Annotated in this window: 21 protein-coding genes; 10 read left to right on the top strand and 11 right to left on the bottom strand. The window is 53.6% G+C overall.

Annotated features, from left to right (window positions below; all coding sequences use genetic code 11):
- Nucleotides 1-124: 124 nt before the first annotated feature.
- The 4 genes from fabI to SPG90_RS07925 all read right to left on the bottom strand — a co-directional run bounded on the left by fabI (nt 125) and on the right by SPG90_RS07925 (nt 5,705).
- On the bottom strand, nt 125-913 hold the full coding sequence (gene fabI, locus SPG90_RS07940; RefSeq protein ID WP_003856831.1) for an enoyl-ACP reductase FabI: 789 nt from the start codon (nt 911-913) through the stop codon (nt 125-127).
- A 270-nt stretch (nt 914-1,183) separates the two neighbouring features.
- Complete coding sequence (locus tag SPG90_RS07935; protein WP_322408068.1) at nt 1,184-4,279, bottom strand: multidrug efflux RND transporter permease subunit; 3,096 nt, start codon at nt 4,277-4,279, stop codon at nt 1,184-1,186.
- Nucleotides 4,280-4,283: 4 nt separating this feature from the next.
- Entirely contained in the window at nt 4,284-5,195 is a 912-nt protein-coding gene (locus SPG90_RS07930) for an ABC transporter six-transmembrane domain-containing protein (RefSeq protein WP_023312056.1), read from the bottom strand.
- A gap of 123 nt (nt 5,196-5,318) precedes the next feature.
- Nucleotides 5,319-5,705, bottom strand: coding sequence for a hypothetical protein (locus SPG90_RS07925; RefSeq protein ID WP_032668468.1), 387 nt, complete (start codon nt 5,703-5,705; stop codon nt 5,319-5,321).
- 271 nt (nt 5,706-5,976) lie between these two features.
- Between SPG90_RS07925 and SPG90_RS07920 the strand changes: the two genes are divergently transcribed.
- The gene (locus tag SPG90_RS07920; protein ID WP_045400158.1) at nt 5,977-6,681 is read left to right on the top strand and encodes a response regulator; all 705 of its coding nucleotides are present in this window, start codon (nt 5,977-5,979) and stop codon (nt 6,679-6,681) included.
- A complete protein-coding gene (locus SPG90_RS07915; RefSeq protein WP_322408067.1) occupies nt 6,678-7,742 on the top strand; it encodes an ATP-binding protein in 1,065 nt (354 codons plus the stop codon). Before SPG90_RS07920 ends, SPG90_RS07915 begins: the two co-directional genes overlap by 4 nt.
- Here the strand turns inward: SPG90_RS07915 and SPG90_RS07910 are convergent.
- From SPG90_RS07910 to pspF, 7 genes are all read right to left on the bottom strand, one after another.
- Complete coding sequence (locus tag SPG90_RS07910) at nt 7,723-8,664, bottom strand: ATP-grasp fold amidoligase family protein (protein WP_023312052.1); 942 nt, start codon at nt 8,662-8,664, stop codon at nt 7,723-7,725. The two genes, SPG90_RS07915 and SPG90_RS07910, sit on opposite strands and share 20 nt — an antisense overlap.
- A gap of 160 nt (nt 8,665-8,824) precedes the next feature.
- A complete protein-coding gene (gene sapF / locus SPG90_RS07905; protein WP_023312051.1) occupies nt 8,825-9,631 on the bottom strand; it encodes a putrescine export ABC transporter ATP-binding protein SapF in 807 nt (268 codons plus the stop codon).
- A 1-nt stretch (nt 9,632) separates the two neighbouring features.
- Nucleotides 9,633-10,625, bottom strand: coding sequence for a putrescine export ABC transporter ATP-binding protein SapD (gene sapD, locus SPG90_RS07900; RefSeq protein WP_008501228.1), 993 nt, complete (start codon nt 10,623-10,625; stop codon nt 9,633-9,635).
- Nucleotides 10,625-11,515, bottom strand: coding sequence for a putrescine export ABC transporter permease SapC (gene sapC, locus SPG90_RS07895; protein WP_032656751.1), 891 nt, complete (start codon nt 11,513-11,515; stop codon nt 10,625-10,627). Before sapC ends, sapD begins: the two co-directional genes overlap by 1 nt.
- Nucleotides 11,502-12,467, bottom strand: coding sequence for a putrescine export ABC transporter permease SapB (gene sapB / locus SPG90_RS07890; RefSeq protein WP_023312049.1), 966 nt, complete (start codon nt 12,465-12,467; stop codon nt 11,502-11,504). Before sapB ends, sapC begins: the two co-directional genes overlap by 14 nt.
- Complete coding sequence (gene sapA / locus SPG90_RS07885) at nt 12,464-14,104, bottom strand: ABC transporter substrate-binding protein SapA (RefSeq protein ID WP_126304033.1); 1,641 nt, start codon at nt 14,102-14,104, stop codon at nt 12,464-12,466. The genes sapB and sapA overlap by 4 nt, the downstream gene beginning before the upstream one ends.
- An 88-nt stretch (nt 14,105-14,192) precedes the next feature.
- On the bottom strand, nt 14,193-15,185 hold the full coding sequence (gene pspF / locus SPG90_RS07880) for a phage shock protein operon transcriptional activator (protein WP_164554889.1): 993 nt from the start codon (nt 15,183-15,185) through the stop codon (nt 14,193-14,195).
- A 151-nt stretch (nt 15,186-15,336) separates the two neighbouring features.
- Between pspF and pspA the strand changes: the two genes are divergently transcribed.
- From pspA to SPG90_RS07840, 8 genes are all read left to right on the top strand, one after another.
- The gene (pspA, locus tag SPG90_RS07875) at nt 15,337-16,005 is read left to right on the top strand and encodes a phage shock protein PspA (protein ID WP_029740507.1); all 669 of its coding nucleotides are present in this window, start codon (nt 15,337-15,339) and stop codon (nt 16,003-16,005) included.
- 49 nt (nt 16,006-16,054) lie between these two features.
- Nucleotides 16,055-16,279: an envelope stress response membrane protein PspB gene (gene pspB, locus SPG90_RS07870; RefSeq protein WP_023312045.1), complete on the top strand. Its 225-nt coding sequence runs from the start codon at nt 16,055-16,057 to the stop codon at nt 16,277-16,279.
- Complete coding sequence (gene pspC, locus SPG90_RS07865; protein WP_023312044.1) at nt 16,279-16,638, top strand: envelope stress response membrane protein PspC; 360 nt, start codon at nt 16,279-16,281, stop codon at nt 16,636-16,638. Before pspB ends, pspC begins: the two co-directional genes overlap by 1 nt.
- A 12-nt stretch (nt 16,639-16,650) precedes the next feature.
- On the top strand, nt 16,651-16,875 hold the full coding sequence (pspD, locus tag SPG90_RS07860; protein ID WP_126304038.1) for a phage shock protein PspD: 225 nt from the start codon (nt 16,651-16,653) through the stop codon (nt 16,873-16,875).
- Nucleotides 16,876-17,084: 209 nt separating this feature from the next.
- Entirely contained in the window at nt 17,085-18,770 is a 1,686-nt protein-coding gene (locus SPG90_RS07855) for an alpha-amylase family glycosyl hydrolase (protein ID WP_206514976.1), read from the top strand.
- Between the two features lie 14 nt (nt 18,771-18,784).
- On the top strand, nt 18,785-20,077 hold the full coding sequence (locus tag SPG90_RS07850) for an ABC transporter substrate-binding protein (protein WP_126304042.1): 1,293 nt from the start codon (nt 18,785-18,787) through the stop codon (nt 20,075-20,077).
- A 22-nt stretch (nt 20,078-20,099) separates the two neighbouring features.
- On the top strand, nt 20,100-20,981 hold the full coding sequence (locus SPG90_RS07845; RefSeq protein ID WP_126304044.1) for a carbohydrate ABC transporter permease: 882 nt from the start codon (nt 20,100-20,102) through the stop codon (nt 20,979-20,981).
- Complete coding sequence (locus tag SPG90_RS07840) at nt 20,968-21,810, top strand: carbohydrate ABC transporter permease (RefSeq protein ID WP_045400139.1); 843 nt, start codon at nt 20,968-20,970, stop codon at nt 21,808-21,810. The genes SPG90_RS07845 and SPG90_RS07840 overlap by 14 nt, the downstream gene beginning before the upstream one ends.

Genomic DNA, 21,810 nt, shown 5'->3' with positions numbered 1-21,810 from the left:
AATATCCTGGCGTAAGGCAGATAAAGGGAAAAATATTGTTAGGTGATAACAAATAGCAGAACGGAATAACGAAGGGGCGGTGCGGGGGAGAAACTCTCTTCCCGTGCGGGAAGAGAGTCACAGCTTATTTAATTTCCAGCTCGTTCATTGCAGCGATGTTGAAGCCGCCGTCAACGTGAACCACTTCACCGGAGATACCCGCGGAAAGGTCAGAGCACAGGAATGCTGCAGAGTTACCCACATCTTCAATGGTAACGGTACGACGAATCGGGGTAACCGCTTCGCAGTGTGCCAGCATTTTACGGAAATCTTTAATACCGGAAGCAGCCAGGGTGCGGATAGGACCTGCAGAGATGGCGTTAACGCGCACGCCTTCAGGACCCATTGCGTTCGCCATGTAGCGTACGTTGGCTTCCAGAGAGGCTTTCGCCAGGCCCATAACGTTGTAGTTAGGGATAGCACGCTCAGCGCCCAGGTAGGACAGGGTCAGCAGGGCTGCGCCCGGGTTCAGCATCGCGCGGCAGGATTTCGCCATCGCAACGAAGCTGTAGGAGCTGATGTCGTGAGCGATTTTGAAGCCATCACGGGTAACCGCGTTCACGTAGTCGCCGTCCAGCTGGTCGCCAGGAGCGAAGCCAATGGAGTGAACGAAACCGTCGAATTTCGGCCATGCTTTTGCCAGTTCAGCAAACATGCCGTCGATGCTTTCGTCTTGTGCAACGTCACATTCCAGAACAATGCTGGAACCCAGCTGCGCGGCAAACTCTTCAACACGGCCTTTCAGCTTGTCGTTCTGGTAGGTGAACGCCAGCTCAGCGCCTTCGCGATGCATTGCCTGTGCGATGCCGTATGCGATGGACAGTTTGCTGGCAACGCCAGTCACCAGAATGCGCTTACCGGAAAGAAAACCCATAGCTTTAATCCTTATATTCATTGCTAATTTTGCCTTGTAATTCATAGCGTTACAGGCAGTATTTCAAAATCATTCGAAATTAGCTCGAAATTATAGCCCACTCACAGCCCCTTGTGTCACGATATTTCTCGCTCTTCTCCGAAGACGCCTGCCCCGAAGAAAGCGCCGCGGACTCGCGGGGGCTCAAAATTTCAGCATTCGTCCAGTATATCACCCGGCAACAGGTTCACCTCATCCAACCAGCGAGGAAGCGCGATCCCGCACGGGGATTCACGCTTTCCTGAGGTTGTCGATGAAGCGCGCGATGACGATAAAGAAAACCGGTACGAAGAAAATGGCGAGAAGCGTACCGCTAATCATCCCGCCAAATACGCCGGTACCGATGGCATGCTGCGTACTGTCGCTCGCACCATTGGCCAGCATCAACGGAACAACCCCTAAGGTGAAGGCTAACGACGTCATCAGAATGGGGCGCAGGCGCTGGCTGGCGGCATGAATAGTTGCCGCCAGCAGGGGCTGCCCCTGGCGATGGAGCTGCCTCGCAAATTCAACAATCAGAATGGCGTTCTTGGCCGACAGGCCGATAAGCGTAATCAGACCGACCTTGAAGAAAACGTCATTCGTCATGCCGGCAACGGACACCGCGATCACCGCGCCGATAAGGCCCAGCGGAACGACCAGCATGACCGCAAATGGAATAGACCAGCTCTCATACAGGGCGGCCAGCACCATAAACACGACCAGTATCGACAGGACGATAAGGCCCGGAAGCTGAGATTCCGATTTTCTCTCCTGCAATGAACTCCCTGCCCACTCGCCCGCCATGCCCTGAGGTAAATCTCTGGACAAACTCTCCATAACCTTCATTGCGGTGCCGCTGGACTCACCCGGCGCCGCATTTCCGGTAATGCGAATAGCCGAATATCCCTGATAACGCGTCAACTGCTGCGGCGCAACGTGCCAGGAAAGCGTGGCAAACGTTGATACCGGCACCATCTGCCCCATCCGGTTTTTCACTGATAATGTCAGTATCTGCTCAGGCTGCATTCGGTAGGGCGCATCGGCCTGAATAATCACCTGCTGAACGCGGCCGTTGTTCGTATAGTCATTAACGTAATTTGAGCCCAGGGTGACGGAGAGCGTCTGGTTGATTTCATCAAATGAGACACCCATTGCTTCCGCCTTTTCTCTGTCCACCTGGAGCGCAAGGTTTGTTCCTTCCGGCAGACCGTCTATATACACGTCACTCAGTTCAGGGCGCTGGTTGGCCTGCAGGACCAGCGCGTCGGCAGCGCGCTTTAACGCCTCGTAGCCCAGTCCCGCTCTGTCCTGCACGTACCAGGTGAAGCCCGACGAGGTGCCCATATCCGAAATGGCCGGCGGGAGCAGGCTCATCGTGACGGCATCAGAGACGTTTGCCATGCTGGCCTGTATCCGGTCGGCTTCCCCCTGGGCCGTCGAGCCCTGCCGATCTTTCCAGTCTTTCAGCGTGGTGAAGGCCATAGCCGAGTTTGACCCTGAACCTGAAAATCCAAAGCCCAGGATCATAATGTTGCTTTCAATATCCGGCCGGGTCGCAATTTCCTCTTCAAATTTTTTAACCACGTTGAGGGTACGCTGCATCGTGGCATCTGAAGGCAGCTGGATTGAGGACATAAAGTAGCCCTGATCTTCATCCGGCAGAAAAGACGACGGTAGCGAAGACAATCCCAAAAACAGCGCAGCACAAAGCGCAGCGTAAAGGAGCAGCATACGCCCGGTTCGCTTTAGAACGGCACCCAGCCCGGCTTCGTAACAGGCGGTGAGCGAACGAAAGCGCGCGTTAAACCCGACCGCGAACCTTCCGCCTCCGCTCTTTCCTGCCTTATGCGGCTTGAGTAACGTTGCGCACAGGGCAGGCGTCAGCGTCAGGGCAAGAAACGCGGACAGCAGTATGGAAACCGCCATGGAAATACAAAATTGTCGGTAGATAATCCCGACGGATCCTTCCGCAAACCCCATGGGAATAAAGACGGCGGTCAGCACCAGCGTGATGCCAATAATCGCCGGGGTGATTTCCTGCATGGCTTGCCGCGTGGCGTCACGCGGGGACAGGCTTTTTTCCTCCATCAGTCGTTCAACGTTCTCCACGACCACAATGGCATCATCAACGATAATGCCTATCGCCAGCACCATGCCGAACATCGTCAGAATATTGATGGAGTAGCCGCTCAACAGCATCACGGTGAAGGTGCCAAGAAGTGCGACGGGAGCAACAATCGCCGGGATAAGCGTACAGCGTATCTTGTGCAGAAACAGCAGCATAACCAGGAAGACGAGGACCATCGCTTCTACAAATGTCTGAACAACCTTCATGATAGAAAGTTTCACAAACGGCGCGGTATCGAAGGGGATCGTAAACGACATTCCGTCGGGTAACACCCGGGAAAGTTCGTCGATGCGCGCCCGTACGCCGGAAGCCGTACTCATCGCATTCGCACCAGGCGAGAGCTGGATTGCTGCCGCCGTTGCGGGCACGCCATTTTCACGGATACCAAAGGCGTAGCTTTGCAGGCCAGATTCAATCCGCGCAATGTCGGACAGTTTCAGGCGGGCGCCGGATGCGTCAGATTTCAGGGTGATATTCCTGAACGACTCTACCGAGGAGAGCTGTCCCTTCACGGTGATGGGATACGTTACCCCTTGTCCTGCAGCGGCGGGCTCATCTCCCGTTTTGCCGGGCGAAACCAGGGCATTTTGCTGGCCAACGGCGGTAAGAACATCGCTCACCGAAAGCCCGTAGCCGTGGAGCTTCATGGGATCCAACCAGATGCGCAGCGCTTTTTCGCCGCCAAAAAGCTGAACTTTCCCTACGCCGGGCACGCGACGAAGCTCGTCACTGACGTTTCTGGCAAAATAGTCGCTTAAATCGGCTTCCTCAAATTGACCCGTCGCGGACTTCAGCCCCACCATCATTAAAAAGCCAGAGTTAGCGGCCTCGACGTTGATGCCGTTTTGCCTTACCGCCTGGGGTAGACGAGACTCGACGATCTTAATCTGATTTTGTAGATCCATCTGCGCCAGCTTGATGTCCGTGCCCGGTTTAAACGTGACGGTAATCGATGCCGAACCGGTTGTGTCACTGGATGATTCAAAGTAGAGCAAATTATCTACGCCAGAGATTTCGCGCTCGATTAACGATACCACCGACGTGTTCATGATATCGGGACTGGCCCCCGGATAACTGATGGAAATAATGATTCCAGGCGGTGCTACCGCCGGATACTGCGCAACCGGTAAACGGGGAATAGACAGGAGTCCTGCCAGAACGATAAAAAGCGCTACTACCCAGGCGAAAACGGGGCGTTCAATAAAAAAATGCGGCATTAAATTAACGTCCGGTTACGTGAATTTCATCATCAGTGGATACGCGCTTGCCGATATCCCTGAGCTGCGAAAATTTCTCAAGAAGCTGCGGCGCGTCATCGAGGCTCGTTGCGAACATCCACATATAGGTCATCACCGAGTAAATATGTCCGGCGGTGATGCCGGTTGAGCGCGTCATCCAGACGATGGTCAGCGTAAAAAGCGCGGCAACAAGCACGCCAACCCACAAATAGCCCCACGCCTCGCGGTCAGATAATGCGATACGTAAACGCGCCAGCGTGGAGTAATGTCGGTGAAGCGTGGCCGTGCCCGCCTTATGGACATAATCCACTTCTTTTTCCAGCCGATTATTCAGGCGCATGAACAGCCATTCATTTTTACGGGCATATCCTGAGACAAATCCGAGCAGGATAAATACAATCGCAAAGCACATGACGCCGGCCCAAAATTCAATAAACAGCAACATGATTGCGGCACCAAAAAGTGAACTCAGCGAGGTAATAAGCAGGGGAAGGTGCATTTCAAAGAAATCCACATATTCGCGCGAGAGCGTTACCCTGGCGGCGATCGCCGAATGGTTAAGCTGGTATTTGCGCTGTGCCAGGACGACGGAAACCGCGAGTCCGGCATAAATGCGTGCAAACGTGCGCGTGTCTACGCTTCGTCTGGCCGCACCGATGAACCACATGCAAAGCACCATCAGGCCATACAGCGCGGCGTTAAGCGTTTCACCGGCGAGGATGGCATTTATCGCGATGCCAGCCAGAACGGGATAAAGTAAAAACGTCACGTTTTCGGCCACCACCAGGAAGAAAGTGACAGCCAGTTTCTTTCGGTGCCGTATCGCGAGTTTTTTAAGCGAGCGCATCATACCGGCAGGTTCAGAAGAACGAAAATTATTATTACGGTTCATCATTATGGGTAAGTCATGTCAGACTTTTCAGTGAGTTATTTTTGTGTGAAAGAGTGAGGTAGAGACTCTACCGCGCGCCTGTTTAGCGGACATGGGCGGTTTATGGAGGACGTGTGGAGCAGCGGCTCAAATCATTCTCATAATGAGGTACAGCGGTGCTCCGCCAAAAAAAATGATCAAATAACACTCGTAGTAAAAGATCAGATCTTCGATATCGGGCATCGCGTTTAACAGTACGGTGAACGTAATAATGAGATAGACAAAAATCATCATCAGCCAGAAGGCGACGACGAGTAGCTCAGTCAACGCGCCGGCTTTATTTTGGATCATCAGAGAGACCACCGACAATGCGATGCAGCCATAGATAATGGGTGAAGAGAGTAGCGTCGAGGCGACTTTTTCATCCATTCTGTGCACCAGTACCAGCCAGGTATAAAGTAATCCCCACGACAGCAGCAGGAACAGGGAATATATACCCAGTTTTTTAGGAGAGAAATATTTAGAAAGTTCCATGTTCATTATTTCAGCCAACTTCATAAAATCTTGAAGAAACAGTGGTAATTTGCAACGCGCAATGCACAAAGGACTATGCCTCAATAGCGATTATGCGCGGACATTGTCGAGTCTTTATTGACTGAATGTGTAGGCTGTGTGGAGAAATAACCGGGCATTTAAATCAACCTGGAAATTTTCGTGACCACGGCACTTTTTCGCGGAGGCCGTGTCTTATTGTGCTAAAGATATCTGATAGCGTGCTCAAAGGGATTTCACCCACGGAGATAAAATGCACAAAAATACGCTGATCCTTATTGTTGAAGATGAAGACGAAATCGCCGATATACTGATGAGCTACTTAGAGCGTTCGGGAATGAAAACGCTCAGAGCCAGGCAGGGCGAGCAGGCCATAACGCTCAATCGCCTCCATAAACCGGATCTCATATTGCTGGACATTCACCTGCCCGTATGTGACGGCTGGAGCGTACTTACCACGCTTCGTCAGGAAAGCGCTGTCCCCGTCATTATGGTTTCCGCTCTCGATCAGGATGTCGATAAGCTCATGGGGCTGAGGCTGGGCGCGGATGATTACGTGATCAAACCCTTCAACCCTTCTGAAGTCGTCGCCCGGGTTGAGGCTGTGCTGCGCAGGACAAAACCCGCGCTTCAGCAGGCGGGTTCCCAGCCGCTCAGAACGCCATTTATTACGGTCTACCCGGATGACTTCTACGTGGAAGTCACCGTGGGGGCAGAGGTTGTCTCCCCGGTATTAACGACGACCGAATTTAAATTGCTCACATACCTGGTGAGATATCCGCGAAAGGTCTGCTCACGCGAAGAGCTACTCAACGCGTGTCTGCCTGAAGGGGATACACTCGACAGAACGGTCGATAGCCACATGAGCAAGTTGCGTAAAAAACTGGAGCTGGCCGGCCTTTACGGTGTTCCCGAGAGCATCAGAGGCATGGGTTACCGGCTTGGGGAAAAGAAATGAACAAAGAGTCTGTCCTGAGTCGTCAGATCTTAACGTATATGCTGTTGCTGACGTTTACGATCATTGCCATCGCCATACTCGGCTCCTGGTTTTTTTACTCCTTTATTCTGGATCACCTCCCGGGCGGCCCTGCTGCGGGCGATGACGAGCAGATGACGATGTGGGACTGGGCATGGATTGGGACCGCGACTACGATCAGTATGATTATTGCCCTCTTTTTCACGGTCAAACTTTCATCGCGGATACTCACCCCGCTAAACGCGGTAGCGTCCAGCCTGAAAAAGATTTCTCAGGGCGATCTGGACGCCAGGGCATTTTGCGCCAGTTCCCGGCTGGGTGAGATCAATCACCTGGTGACGGATTTCAATGAAATGGCGGAAAAATTACAGACGCTGGATATTCAGAGGAAATCCTGGAATGCCGCTATCGCGCATGAGCTGAGAACCCCGGTCACGATCTTACGCGGACGGCTTCAGGGGTTGGTTGAGGGCGTTTTTACCCCGGATCCGGTGCTGTTTAATAATCTTCTCAAACAGACGGAAGGGTTAACCCGCCTGATTGAAGATCTCCGGGTTGTCAGTTCGGATGGCGGGGCGGGATACACGTTATGCCAGTCCCAAACCGATCTAAAAGGGACAATACAGAACGCACTTGATACGTTCATGCCCGAGTTCATCCGTAAGGCGTTTACCGTCAATACAGACCTTAGGGAGCAGCAGTGCGTATTCGATCCATTACGCATCAATCAGTGTCTGACCGTTTTATTTGATAATGCCTTACACTATTCAACCTCGCGCACGCTCATCGTGAAAAATGGCGTTTCTGATAAAGGCAATTATATCCTTATTCAGGACGGGGGACCGGGCATCCCCAGAGAGTTTCATGATTTCCTGTTTCAGCCCTTTCAGCGCGATAATGGCGCCAGACATGTGAACCCGGAAGGCTGTGGCTTGGGCTTGTCGGTGGTAAAAGCCATCATGCTGGCTCATGGTGGCGATGTTTCCTATACCTTATCGACGCAAAACCACTCGATATTTAAGCTCACCTGGCCCGACTCGTGAGCTTCAGCGGCAGGTCAAATCTGCCTGCCGGCGATAAATGCCATATTTTTCCTAATTTAGCATCCCATTCCTGCGGGGTAATCGTCAGTTTACCGCGTCTTGGGCTTAAGGTTATTTCGCTGAAATAGATTTCATCTTTTTTTAGCATAAGGTCAACGCGGCAGTAGTCAATTCCATCCGCCAGCTCCTGGGAGGCCAACAGTGCCTGACGGAACAAGAGCGGTTCGCCAGGCGTTGCTGAAGTATTCGGATATTCCATCCGGAAGGGTTGTAAGTTCCACTGCCTGTCATAAACGTTGATAAACCCTTTGCCGTTATCATCCGTAAAATCTGCTTCTACATAGTGGGCAACGCCATGAAAACAGTGGATCCTCAGCATTTCGGGCGTTGTGTTTCTGTCAGCATCGTCGAAGAGATCGACAAACGGCTCGCAAAGTATGCTCGGCGTAATGTTTTTGTACTGCCATTCGCGCGTGGTGTAGTAAAGATTTTTCTTTAACGCGAGGCTCAGCTTTTTACACGCTTCTTTTTCATTAAATTGCGCTTTGTTTGTACATATTATTGTGCTGCCGCTGTCATGGTTGCACTTAAGGACGAATTTGTCAGGAAGAATTGAAAAATCAATCTGCGACGGCCGGGTATAAACGCCAATTAATGGCACCGTTTTCACGCGCGTTGTTCTGGAGGAAACGTATGCCCGAACGGCGAGTTTATCCGCAAGCATCGTGTAGAATTTATTATGGTCATAGACCAGACGATGACATATTTTTTCACTCAACGTCGTGGGCGAGTTAATGTCAGGAGTTTCCCCGGTTGATTTTTTAAGCCTCACGGTATGAAAATGCAGGTCCGTCACTAAAAATGAGCGGCATTTTCTGATGAGATACTCTGTGTATTTTAAAACGTAAGTGGCGGTGTTCATTTCTTCTCCTCCGTAATGTCCGGATATTCTGGAGAAGAACTGTTGATTGATATTGCTTAAAATATGGAGCAGGGATGGAGACGAAAATTAAAGGATTAAATAGCGCACGCAGATTATTTAATCCTTAATTTAATGGGGTAGTTTTTGTGAAGCGTCGCGCTTAGCGGTCCTTTCTCCACGCATCGGCGGTTAATGCTTCACCGAAATGACCGGCAATCAGCCGTTTTGTCAGTTCATGAAGCGGAGAGGCCATCACATCCGCGGTGCTGCCGCGCTCTACCACTTCACCCTGGTGCATGACCATCACCTGATCGCTGATGTGCTTCATCATTCCCAGATGCTGGGTGACGTAGATATACGAGATCCCCTGTTTTTCCTGCAATTCCAGCATCAGGTTAATCAGCTGCGAGCGCATCGACATATCCAGCGAGGCAAGCGCTTCATCCGCAATGATCACTTTTGGCCGCAAAATCAACGCACGCGCCAGACCCAGACGCTGTTTCTGGCCTGGTGCCAGCATATGCGGGTAGTAGCTTTCGTGATCCGGCAACAGCCCAACCATACGCAGGGTTTCAAATACGCGCTTACGGCGCGCCTCTGGCTCCAGGTCGGTGTTCAGACGCAGCGGAAAATCGAGGATCTGCGAAATGCGCTGGCGCGGGTTAAGCGAGGTAGACGGATCCTGGAAGATCATGCGGATGCGCTGGCTGCGGAAAGAGTAGTCGCCGAACGTCAGAGGATGATCGTCAATCAGCACTTCGCCTGCAGTCGGTTCAACCATGCCAGCGAGCATTTTCGCCAGGGTGGATTTCCCGGAACCGTTCTCGCCGATGATCGCCAGGGTCTGTTTTTCACGCAGCGTAAAGCTCAGCGGCTTCACCGCGTCGACAGTTTGACGATGAAACAGCCCCGTGCGGTAGCGAAAGGTCTTACTCAGGTTGCGGACTTCCAGTAAGGTTTCGACCATTTCACTCTCTCTCCATGTTCAGCGGGAAATGACAGGCGTATAGATGATTTTTGGCCCCGGTCAGGCGTGGCGTCTCGATACATTTACGCTGAGCATAGGGACACCGCGGCCCCAGACGACAGCCTATCGGCAGGGATTCCAGCAGCGGAATCGCCCCCGGCAGGGTATTCAGGCGACTCTTATGCGGCATCGCGCTGCCAAAATCTGGAATGGCGCGGATAAGCGCCTGCGTATACGGGTGGTGCGGCGCGGTGATCAGATCTTCACTCGGCGCGGTTTCGACCGTTTGTCCGCAGTACATCACGTCAATTTTATCCGCCCATTTGCTGAGCATTTGCAGGTCATGGCTGATCAGCAAAATGGTGGTGTTGTTATTCTGGTTGAGACGCGACAGCAGGCGGAAAATTTGCGCCTGCGTGGTGGGTTCCATCGCGTTGGTGGGCTCATCCGCAATCAGCAAACGCGGCTGATTGGCCAGCGCGATAGCAATCATCACTTTCTGACATTCGCCGTCGGTCAGCTCATAAGGGAAGCTGCGCATCGCATCTTTGTGATCTTTGATCCCGACGCGGTGTAAAAGCTCGATGGCGCGGCGCTTGCGCCAGCCAACGCGTTGCCACCAGCGGCCTTTATAGGTCCAGCCGGGAATATTCTGCATGAGCTGTTTACCCACGCGTTCGGACGGATCGAGACAGGACTGCGGCTCCTGGAAAATCATCGAGACGTTATGCCCGACCAGCTTACGCCGCTCGCGGGGGGAGAGGCGCAGCAGATCGATATCGTCAAAACGCATACGGTCTGCCGTCACGCGCCAGTTGTCTTTCGCCACGCCGCATATAGCTTTGGCAATCAGGCTTTTTCCCGAGCCGGATTCCCCCACCAGCCCGCGAATTTCACCCTCCGCGAGGGTGATACTGATGCGATCGACGGCTTTAACCCAGCCTTCACCGGTTTTGAATTCGATGGTGAGGTTGCGAATATCAAGAAGCGGCATTATTGCACCCCCGCGTTAATTGCACGGCGAATACCGTCGCCCAGCAGGTTGATAAGCAGCACGCTCACCATAATGGCCGCACCCGGCAGCATGACCGTCCACGGTGCCACGTAGATTAACTCCAGCGCGTCGCCGAGCATCGCACCCCATTCGGGCGACGGCAGCTGTGCACCGAGATCGAGGAAGCCGAGCGCCGCGATGTCCAGGATCGCCATCGACAGGGCGCGGGTGATCTCTGTGACCAGCCCGGCGGCGATGTTGGGCAGCACGGCAAACCACAGAATGTTGAAGGTCGTCGCGCCGTCCAGACGCGCGGCAACGACGTACTCTTTTTCCAGTTCATCATGCACCATGCTGTAAACCGAGCGCACGATGCGGGGCAGGATAGCCAGCCAGACGGCGAACATGGCGTGCGACAGGTGCGGACCGGCAAAGGCAACAACGATGATCGCCAGCAGCAGGGACGGAATCGACAGCAGCGTATCCAGAATGTGGTTAAGCACCGCCGAACGCAGGCCATGGGTGGATCCCGCAAAAATACCGAGCGCCAGCCCGCAGATCGTAGCCGCGAGCGTCACCACAAATGCGCCGCCCACCGTCGGGGCTGCACCGCTCAGCAGGCGGCTCAACACGTCACGTCCGAGGTCGTCCGTTCCCAGGAAGAAAGAGACTTCACCGTAGCGCGACCAGGACGGTGGCAGCAGCTGATAGCCAAGGAACTGCTGGTCGATGCCGTACGGCGCAAACCACGAGCCAAAGACGCAAAGCAACACCAGGCCGGCGCAGCCGTAAAGGCCGATCATAGCCGTGGTGTCACCGTAGAACTTACGCCACACGGTACGCAGCACGCCGGGCGTGCGCTTTTCACTGTATACGCTATCGTAAGGCATACCATTCCTTATGCTTCAATGGGTTAGCCATGGCACCCAGAATATCGGACAACACGTTAACAATAATCACCAGCGAACCAATCACCATCACACCGGCAGAAATAGCGGCGTAGTCCTGCTGGCGGATGGCGTTAATCAGCCATCGCCCCAGGCCCGGCCAGCTAAAGACCATCTCGGTGATCATGGCCAGCGTCAGCATGGTGGAAAACTGTAATCCCAGACGCGGAATTACCGGCGGCAGCGCGTTGTGCAGGACGTTGCGGCGCAGGATGGTCAGGCGCGACAGCCCGCGCGTGGCGGCGGCTTTGACGTAGTTCTGGTCAAATACCTCAATGGTGCTCAGGCGCATCAGGCGGATCACTTCGGTTGTTGGCGCAACCGCCAGCGTCAGTACCGGCAATACCATATGGCGCACGGCGCTGACGATCATTTCATGGCGCCACACCGAATCGGACAGCCACGCGTCAATGATGGCAAAGCCCGTCACCGTTTTAACCGTATAGAGCAGGTCAAAGCGACCCGAAACCGGTAGCCAGCCCATCGTCAGCGAGAAGAACAGCGTCAGCAGCAGCGCCAGCCAGAATACCGGGATGGAGAAGCCGAACAGGGCGAGGGCGCTGATAAACTTATCCTGCCATTTATTGCGATAGATCCCGGCCAGCATGCCCACAGGGATGCCGACCATCAGGGCAAAGCCGAAGGCCAGAATGCACAGCTCCATCGTGGCCGGGAACACCTCTTTCAGCTGCTGGGAAATCAGCTGCCCGTTAATGCTGGACACGCCGAAATCCCAGTGCAGCAGCCCGTTAAACCAGAACAGCCAGGCATCCCACAGCGACGACCCTTGGAGCGGGGCGTGGGGCGTGAAATAGCTCAGGCTGAAGCCGACAAAGTTCAGGAAAAAGAGCGTCACCAGCAGCAAAAGGAGCCGACGTAAGGTAAAAATAATCATGGTTTTTTCACCTCTTGTTCTTTTTCACGCGACACGCCGGCGAACGAGGCGTTGCCGAACGGGCTCAGCACCAGGCCTTTAATATCATAACGATAGGCCTGAAGGCGCAGGGAAGAGGCCAGCGGCAGCACCGGGAGTTCCTGGGCAAGGATCTTCTGCGCTTCATCATAGGCGTCGATGCGCGAGGCCAGCTGCTGGGAAGCCAGCGCTTTTTGCAGCACGGCGTCAAACTCCCGGTTACACCAGTGGGCGTAGTTGGTCTGCGAATTTATCGCCGCACAGCTTAACAGCGGCCGGAAGAAGCTGTCCGGATCGTTACTGTCGGTCGCCCAGCCGGTCAGGGTTAAATCATGATTCATGTCCATCAGGCGCGCCTCCTGGAAACGGCCCTCAACCGGTACGATGATCACTTTGACGCCCACCTGCGCCATATCTGCCTGCAGCAGTTCGGCGGTCTTGAGCGGGCTCGGATTCCACGCCTGGGAGCTGGTTGGCACCCAAAGCTGCAGCGTAAGGTTTTCCGCCCCCAGCGCCTTCAGCTGTTCACGCGCTTTTGCCGGATTGTATTCCGTAATTTTAGCTTCACCGTCATAGGCCCACGAGGCGCGCGGTAAAATTGAGGCGGCGGTTTCCGCCGTGCCGTAGTAGATCGACTGCATTAAACGCTGGTTGTTAATCGCCAGCGCCAGAGCGTGACGTACGGCAGGGTTATTCAACGGCGGCTTATCCGTGTTAAAGGCCAGATAGGCGATATTCATGCCCGGACGTAACGTCAGGCGCAGGCGCGGATCGTCACGCAAAATGGTGAGCTGGCTGGCCGCGGGCCAGGCGAGTACGTCGCACTCCCCGGTGAGCAGTTTTGACAGACGTCCTGTCCCACCTGAACCGAGATCGACCACCACCTGCGGCATCAGCGGGGTGCCGCGCCAGAAATGCTCATGACGCTGCAGACGAATATATTGCCCGGCGCGGTATTCGGCGAGCTGGAACGGACCGGTGCCAACCGGCTGACGATCGAGCAACTCCTGACGATCTTTTTTTGTCAGGTTCGCCGCGTATTCAGCGGACATGACTGACGCATAGTGGGTCGCCAGGTGCCAGAGGAAGGAGGCATCCGGGCGCGTCAGCGTAAATTCAACCGTGCGGTTGTCCAGCTTGCGCACGCTCTTGACGGTATCGGCAAACTGCAGGCTGTCGAAATAGGGGAAGTTGCTGCCGTTAACGTTATGCCACGGGTGGTTGCGGTTAAAGATGCGCTGGAAGGTAAAGACCACGTCATCTGCGTTCAGCTTGCGCGTGGGGGTAAACCACGGCGTGCGCTGAAATGCGACGTCATCGCGCAGATGAAAACGGTAGGTTGCGCCGTTATCCAGCACTTCCCAGCTTTCCGCAAGCTCAGGCACAAGACGGTAGGTGTACGGATCAACATCAAGCAGACGGTCGTAAAGCTGCGCGGCCAGGGTATCCACGATCAGGCCGCTGCCCGCTTTTTGCGGGTTGAAGGTGTCCACCTGGCCGCTTACGCAATAGACGAAGCCGCTGTCACGAATGTCAGGCTGCTGCGTTTGCCCGGGCGCGGCAAAGGCCAGGCTGCTAAACAGACCGAGAGCAAAAAAGGACGATAAAACCAGACGCATAATTTTTAAGGTTTTTAGGTTCGATCTGCAAAGTGTATCGCACTTACGCATGCTTCGTAAAAATGTCTGCAGGTAAGTGCTGATATTGTCAGCGCATGTGATGCTTTTTGAGCAATGCCCTTAACTGATGGTAGGTCAGACCCAGCAGTTCAGCCGCCCGTTTCTGGTTATATTTCGCCGTCTTCAGGCTTTGCTCCAGCAGCTGTTTCTCCTGTTCGTTCTGGAACTGGCGTAAATCAAGGGGGAGAGTAGGTGCATCGCCTGAAGACGCTGGTGTGGGTAGCGACGGCGCGCTGCGCTGAAAAGGATCGATAATGATGTTGTCCAGCTCCGTCTCGCTGCTGCCGTGACGATAGACGGAGCGCTCCACGACGTTTTTCAATTCGCGGATATTTCCCGGCCAGTGGTAAGCGAGCAGCGTCTCCTTTGCATAATCGCTGAAGCCGGGGAACAGCGGCAGTCCGAGCTCGCGGCACATCTGAATCGCAAACTGGTCTGCCAGCAGCATGATGTCGCTTTTGCGCTCGCGCAGCGGAGGAAGTTGAACGACGTCAAAGGCCAGGCGGTCAAGGAGGTCGGCACGGAATTTCTCCTCAGTCACCATCTCCGGCAGGTTGGCGTTAGTGGCGCACACCAGGCGCACGTTAACCTGCAGCGGCTGGCTACCGCCGACTCGCTCCAGTTCGCCGTACTCAATCACGCGCAGCAGTTTTTCCTGCACCAGCATGGGCGCGGTGGCCAGCTCATCCAGAAAAAGCGTACCGCCGTCGGCGCGCTCAAAGCGTCCGGGATGGCGTTTCTGGGCACCGGTAAACGCCCCTGCTTCATGGCCGAAGAGCTCGGTGTCGAGCAGGTTTTCATTCAGCGCCGCGCAGTTAAGGGAAATAAATGGGCCATCCCAGCGCCCGGACAGGTAATGCAGACGGTTGGCTATCAGCTCTTTCCCCGTTCCACGTTCACCGATGATCAGCACCGGTTTATTGAGCGGCGCCAGGCGAGAGACCTGTTCCAGCACTTCGAGAAAGCTGTTTGCTTCGCCGAGTAAATTGTCTTTGTATCCGGGCATGATGAAATTAACCACTCCTTAGCGATATTCACCAGGGAAGAATAGTTCTTCACTGCGCAAAAAGCAATCAGGCTTAGTAAAATCAATAAGATAAAAACCTGGCATGATGTTTGTATTATCAGTACAGCAGGGCCTGGCCCGATAACAGAACTATGAGGATTAGATTATGGGTATTTTTTCTCGTTTTGCCGACATCGTGAACGCCAACATCAACTCACTGCTTGAGAAAGCGGAAGATCCGCAGAAGCTGGTACGTCTGATGATTCAGGAGATGGAAGACACGCTGGTTGAAGTGCGTTCAACCTCCGCCCGCGCGCTGGCGGAGAAAAAACAGCTTACGCGTCGCATTGAACAAGCTACCGCTCAGCTGAACGAATGGCAGGAAAAAGCGGAACTTGCGCTGCGCAAAGATAAAGAAGATCTGGCCCGTGCGGCGCTGATCGAAAAACAGAAGCTGGCCGATATGGTCGCGACGCTCGAGCATGAAGTGACGCTGGTGGACGACACGCTCACCCGTATGAAGAAAGAGATTGGTGAGCTTGAAAACAAACTGAGCGAAACCCGCGCGCGTCAGCAGGCGCTGACCCTGCGTCACCAGGCGGCAAGCTCCTCCCGCGACGTGCGTCGTCAGCTGGACAGCGGTAAGCTCGATGAAGCGATGGCGCGTTTTGAATCGTTTGAACGTCGTATCGACCACATGGAAGCGGAAGCCGAAAGCCACGGCATCGGCAAGCAGAAGTCGCTGGATCAACAGTTCGCCGATCTGAAGGCTGATGATGAAATCAGCGAGCAGCTGGCGGCACTGAAAGCCAAAATGAAGCAAGACAACCAATAATAATTCCTGCGGCACCTGAGCGTGCCGCATCATAAGACAAGGAGTACACATGAGCGCGCTTTTTCTGGCCATTCCCCTGACAATTTTCGTGCTGTTCGTTTTGCCGATTTGGCTATGGCTGCACTACAGCAACCGTTCTTCTCGGGGCGAACTCTCCCAGAGTGAACAACAGCGTCTGGTGCAGCTCTCCGACGAAGCGAACAAAATGCGCGAACGCATTCAGGCGCTGGAAGCCATCCTGGATGCTGAGCATCCAAACTGGAGGGACCGTTAATGTCTGGACTGAATCTGAACAAAAAGCTGTGGCGAATTCCACAGCAGGGCATGGTGCGCGGCGTTTGCGCCGGGCTGGCTCACTATCTTGATGTCCCGGTTAAACTTGTCCGCGTGGTCGCGGTGCTATCGATCTTCTTCGGCCTGGCGTTTATTACCCTGGTGGCATACATCGTCCTGTCGTTTGTTCTTGACCCGATGCCGGAAGGAGAACTGGCTGCGGAGGGAGCCCCGACCAGCAGCGATCTTCTCAATGCCGTTGATGAGCAACTCGCCGCCGGTGAGAAGCGGCTACGGGAAATGGAACGCTATGTCACGTCGGATACCTTTACGCTGAGAAGTCGCTTTCGTCAGCTTTAAGAGAGAGATGAGATGAAACAACACTGGCAACAGGCCGGTCAGAAGGTAAAACCCGGCCTGAAAATCGCAGGTAAACTGGTCCTGCTGACCGCGTTACGGTTCGGCCCGGCAGGTGTGGCAGGTTGGGCAATTAAATCCGTTGCCCGCAAGCCGGTCAGAATGGTGCTGACCGTGGCGCTCGAACCGCTGTTGCAAAAGGTGGCAAAACGGCTTTCTCGCCGCTACTTATCCCAATAATTCCCGCTGGCGTTAGCCCTTTCCCTGACGGGGGAGGGACTGGCGACGGTTAACCGCATTTCCTCTTTTCCCCGTTCTTTCTTTGCGGCAGCTCACAATATTGCGCTGAGCTGCTTTGCAATCACCTTTTTCTCCTTTCTGGTCCGTTGACAGATATTTTTCATGGGAGTAGATTGCCACTCCGTGGGACCGCTACCATGGAAAGTGAAATGGATACAAAAATTAAAGAGATCATTAATTTTGTTTACGGAGAAACGTTTTCTGAAGCCCATCTTAATGTGCTGCTGGAAAATATTGAAAAGGCCGCTTCTGTTATTACGGAAAAACGTAAAACGGGTTGGGATGAAAAAGACGTTGTCCTGGTCACCTATGCCGATCAGTTTTCAGCGAAAGGGGAGAAGGCGCTGCCTGTTTTTACACGTTTTTATAACAGGTGGCTTTCTCATTCTTTTTCTCATGTCCATCTCTTGCCTTTTTATCCATGGTCTTCGGACGACGGGTTTTCTGTTATCGATTATCATGAGGTTGCACCGGAAACCGGAACGTGGCGAGACGTTGCCGAATTAAAAAAGTCAGCCAGTTTAATGTTTGATTTCGTCTGTAACCATATGTCAGCCAAAAGTAAATGGTTCGCTAATTACCTGAAGCAAATTCCTGGGTATAGCGATTTCTTTATTTCTGTCGATCCTGAAACAGATTTATCCGCGGTGACGCGTCCGCGTGCTTTACCGCTTCTTACGCCTTTCACGCTGCATGACGGCAGCGTGCGACACCTGTGGACCACCTTCAGCGAGGACCAGGTTGATCTCAATTTCGCCTCTCCGCATGTGCTGATCGCGATGGTCGACGTGCTGCTGCATTACCTTATTGAAGGGGCGCGATACATTCGTCTGGATGCTGTAGGCTTCATGTGGAAACTACCCGGAACAAACTGCATCCACCTTGAGCAAACCCATCAGCTCATCCAGCTTTTTCGCGCCATTACCGAGGCTGTCGCCCCGGGAACGGTGATTATCACCGAGACGAACGTTCCGCATAAAGATAACGTTGCTTACTTTGGTAACGGTGAAAATGAAGCGCAGATGGTTTATCAGTTCTCTTTGCCCCCGCTGGTGCTGCATGCGGTGCATTGTCAGAACGTCCGGACGCTGAGCCAGTGGGCGGCGTCGCTGACGTTGCCTTCCACCAAAACCACCTGGTTTAACTTCCTGGCCTCGCATGACGGGATTGGTCTGAATCCGTTACGCGGAATTTTACCCGAGTCGGAAATACTCTCGCTTGTGGAAAAACTTCAGGCTGAAGGGGCGTTGGTTAACTGGAAAAATAACCCGGATGGAACACGCAGTCCTTATGAAATTAATGTGACCTATCTGGATGCATTAAGTACGCGTAACAGTCCTGACAGCCAACGGATTGCCCGTTTTATTCTGGCGCATGCCGTCCTTTTAAGCTTCCCCGGCGTGCCTGCGGTTTATATCCAGAGCATTCTCGGTTCCCGTAATGATTATGCAGGTGTTGAGCGCCTGGGATATAACCGTGCGATTAATCGTGAGAAATATATCGCAGGACAAATTGATGGCGAGCTTGAAGATAAAAATAGCCTGCGCTCTCAGGTCTATTGCTCGTTAAGCCAGTTAATCGCGCTGCGTCGGGCGGAGAAAGCATTCCACCCTGACAGTGAGGCTTATTTTAGCGCGTCAGGTGAACATGTTTTAAAAATCGTTCGCGTGGCGGGTTGTGGTGAGAAAGTAACGGCGCTGTTTAATTTCAGTGACGGCATTCAAACGGTGGAATCCGATATTCAATCCGGAAAGGACTTGATCACCGGAAACGATATTACAGACAAAAAGCTGACCCTACTTCCATGGCAGGTGTTGTGGATTAAAGAAAACTAAAAAGGACCTTAAAAATGAAAATGCCAAGAATTGTGCTGATTTCAGCACTGGTTTCGTGCGCCTTGTTATCAGGGTGCAAGGACGACAAAAAGTCTGCTGTCACTATTGAGTTTATGCACTCGTCAGTCGAGCAGGAGCGTCAGGCGGTTATCACTAAGCTGATCGAAAAGTTCGAGAAAGAGAACCCCGGCATCACGGTGAAACAGGTGCCGGTCGAAGAGGATGCCTACAACACCAAGGTCATTACGCTCGCCAGAACGGGCGCGCTGCCAGAGGTGATTGAAGTCAGCCATGACTACGCGAAAGTCATGGACAAGGAACAGCTCCTGGATCGCAAAGCTATCGGCGAAGCCATTAAAGCGGTAGGCGAGGACACCTTCTATGACGGCATTTTGCGTGTTGTTCGTACGGAAGACGGTTCTGCCTGGACGGGGGTGCCAGTCAGCGCCTGGCTATCCGGCGTCTGGTATCACAAAGATGCGCTTGCGGCGGCGGGTATCCAGGAGCCGCATAACTGGGAACAGCTGCTGAAAGCCACTCAGAGGCTCAACGACCCGGCTAAAAAACATTACGGCATTGCGCTGCCCACCGCCGAAAGCGTGATGACGGAGCAGGCATTCTCCCAGTTTGCGCTTTCCGGCGGCGCGAACGTTTTTGATGCCAAAGGGAACGTCGACATCGATACCCCTGAAATGGCAAAAGCCCTGGCGTTTTATAAAGATCTGGCCGCGACCACCATGCCGGGTTCAAACGACGTCATGGAGATCAAAGATGCCTTCATGAACGGTTCTGCGCCGATGGCGGTGTACTCCACCTACATCCTTCCGGCGGTATTCCAGGACGGAAAACCTGCCAATCTGGGCTTCGTCGTCCCAACAGAAACCTCTTCTGCTGTTTACGGCATGGTCACGTCGCTGACGATTACCACCGGTCAAACTGAAGATGAGACTCAGGCGGCTGAGAAATTTGTGACCTGGATGGAGCAGGCTCAAAACGCAACCGACTGGGTCATGATGTCTCCCGGCGCGGCACTGCCGGTGAACAAGCTGGTGGTGGGCACCGATACCTGGAAAAACAACGATGTGATTAAAGCGTTTGGACAACTGCCTTACGAACTGATTGCGCAGTTCCCGAATGTGCAGGTGTTTGGCGCGGTGGGGGACAAAAACTTCACACGCATGGGCGATGTTACCGGGTCCGGCATCATCAGTTCCATGGTGCATAACGTCACGGTGGGGAAAAAAGATCTCAGCAACACGCTTAGTAACAGCCAGAAGCGTCTGACCGATCTGATTTCACAACGATAGGAGCGCTCTGCGGAAGGAAATTATGAAGACGTTGTTTTCTGGTCGTTCAGATATGCCTTTCGCCATGCTGCTGTTGGCCCCCAGCCTGATTTTGCTGGGGGGCCTGGTGGCCTGGCCAATGATTTCCAATATTGAAATCAGTTTCTTACGTCTGCCGCTTAACCCGCGCATTAGCGCTGTGTTTGTCGGGCTGGATAATTACATTCGCATTCTCAGTGATGCAGCATTCTGGCACTCGCTGTGGATGACGTTCTGGTACACCGCGCTGGTGGTGATCGGCAGCACGGGGTTGGGGCTGGCGGTTGCGATCTTCTTTAACCGTGAATTCCGTCTGCGGAAAACGGCACGTTCACTGGTGATTTTGTCCTACGTTACCCCGTCCATTTCGCTGGTGTTTGCATGGAAATACATGTTCAACAACGGCTACGGCATTGTGAACTATCTGGGCGTTGACCTGCTGCATCTGTATGACCAGGCACCCCTGTGGTTCGACAATCCTGGCAGCAGCTTTGTGCTGGTGGTGCTGTTCGCCATCTGGCGCTACTTCCCGTACGCGTTCATTTCGTTCCTCGCGATTTTGCAGACCATTGATAAGTCGCTGTATGAAGCGGCGGAAATGGACGGCGCGAATGCCTGGCAGCGTTTTCGAATCGTTACGCTGCCCGCGATTATGCCGGTGCTGGCAACGGTAGTGACGCTCCGCACTATCTGGATGTTCTACATGTTTGCGGATGTCTATCTGTTGACGATCAAGGTCGATATTTTGGGCGTCTACCTCTACAAAACGGCATTCGCTTTCAACGATTTGGGTAAGGCTGCGGCGATCTCCGTCGTGCTGTTCGTGATCATCTTCGCGGTGATTTTGCTGACCAGAAAAAGGGTAAACCTCAATGGCAACAAATAAACGCGTACTGAGCCGTATTGGTTTTTATCTCGGTCTGGCGGTATTCCTGGTCATCACGCTATTCCCGTTCTTCGTGATGCTGATGACGTCATTCAAGAGCGCGAAAGAGGCCATATCGCTTAACCCGACCATTTTGCCGCAGGCGTGGACGCTGCAGCATTACGTCGACATCTTTAACCCACTGATTTTCCCGTTTGTGGACTATTTCAAAAACAGCATGGTGGTGTCGCTGATCTCCTCGGTGATTGCCGTGTTTCTCGGCACGCTGGGGGCTTACGCCTTGTCCAAACTGCGTTTTAAAGGCCGCACGACGATCAACGCGAGTTTTTACACCGTCTACATGTTCTCCGGAATATTGCTGGTGGTGCCGCTGTTCAAAATCATCACTGCCCTTGGGATCTACGACACCGAGCTGGCGCTGATTATCACCATGGTGACCCAAACGTTACCGACAGCGGTGTTCATGCTGCGCAGCTATTTCGACACCATCCCGGACGAAATCGAAGAAGCCGCGATGATGGACGGCCTTAACCGCCTGCAAATCATCTTCCGCATCACCGTGCCGCTGGCGATTTCCGGGCTCGTATCGGTGTTTGTCTACTGCTTCATGGTGGCGTGGAACGACTATCTGTTTGCGTCCATTTTCCTGTCCAGCGCCAGCAATTTCACCTTGCCGGTCGGGCTGAACACGCTCTTTAGCACACCAGATTATATCTGGGGTCGCATGATGGCGGCATCGCTGGTGACGGCGCTTCCGGTGGTCATCATGTACGCCCTGTCTGAACGTTTTATTAAAAGTGGTTTGACCGCCGGTGGCGTGAAGGGCTGA

The sequence above is a fragment of the Enterobacter sp. D2 genome (assembly GCF_034427575.1).
Taxonomy (GTDB): Bacteria; Pseudomonadota; Gammaproteobacteria; order Enterobacterales; family Enterobacteriaceae; genus Enterobacter; species Enterobacter cloacae_M.
The sequence above is the reverse complement of the archived record's forward strand: the minus strand, read 5'-3'. Positions and strand labels throughout refer to the sequence as shown.